The 1,077-nt window shown below is 62.6% G+C and carries 1 protein-coding gene and 1 pseudogene; both read left to right on the forward strand.

What is annotated here, in order from left to right:
* A pseudogene (locus ACTS2Z_RS11320) lies at positions 1-458 on the forward strand (osmoprotectant NAGGN system M42 family peptidase); the annotation flags it as partial.
* A gap of 111 nt (positions 459-569) precedes the next feature.
* Positions 570-1,077: acyl-CoA thioesterase (locus ACTS2Z_RS11325; RefSeq protein ID WP_442573315.1), on the forward strand; the 508-nt coding region annotated here is incomplete at its 3' end.

The raw sequence follows: 1,077 nt of genomic DNA on the forward strand, positions 1-1,077 counted from the left end.
TGACGATTGATAACGGCACGACCGCACCTGGCCAGAACAGCCGCGAATTTGGCGTCACCATTGCCATGGCCGACCAGACCGGGCCGTTCGACTATCACCTGACACAGAAATTGCTCCGTCTCGCGCGCGAGAACGAGATCGAACACCAGCGCGATATTTTCCGCTACTACCGCTCCGATTCCGCCGCCGCTATCGAATCCGGGGCAGATGTGCGCACCGCGCTTGTCACCTTCGGCATCGATGCCAGCCATGGCTATGAGCGCATTCATATGCATGCGCTGCATTCGGTAGCCCGCCTCATCTATGCCTATGCGACCTCACGCGTCGAGATCCGGCGCGACGCCGAGGCCCTGTCGGACTCTCTGAAAGGCTTTACCGGGGTGCCGATGGAACCGGCCGAGGAAGAAAGCTGGGACGGGCGCGATGATGCACCCGAAAGGCCGTCACGCTCCGATTAGGACTGGCGCTGGAGGCGGTCGCGCCTTGCGTGCTGGACTTGGCCTCTCGCGAGCGCGTAAAACCGTGCCGGACAGGCGTATTGCGCCGCAGCATGAACCGGATATCGCCCCATGAAATATGATCCCGCGAGAGAGACAGAGCCTGCACCCGTCGATAGCCAGGACGTGCAGGGGCTGGCTGATGGCCTCGCGCGCCTCCTCACGGTCGAGGAGATCGACACCGACCTCTATCGCGGCCCGCGCAATCCCGGTGGCAAGGGCCGGGTGTTTGGTGGTCAGGTTGTCGGTCAGGCGTTGATGGCAGCTTCAGGCTCCGTGGGCGAGGATCGCACCATTCACTCTCTGCACGCCTATTTCATGCGTCCAGGCGATGAGAACTTCCCGATCATCTATCGTGTTGAGCGCGATTTCGACGGCGGCAGTTTTTCCACGCGGCGCATCATCGCCATGCAGAAGGGCCAGCCCATCCTGAACATGGCGGCCTCCTTCCAGCGCGCCGAGGAAGGGCTGTCCCATGCCGATACCATGCCGGACGTGCCGGGGCCGGAAGAGCTGAAAAGCGAAGCCGAGCTTGCCGAGGCACAGCGTGACAGCCTGCCTGAGGGCTTCTACCAGATGG

This window comes from Glycocaulis sp. (assembly GCF_052168375.1).
Taxonomy (GTDB): Bacteria; Pseudomonadota; Alphaproteobacteria; order Caulobacterales; family Maricaulaceae; genus Glycocaulis.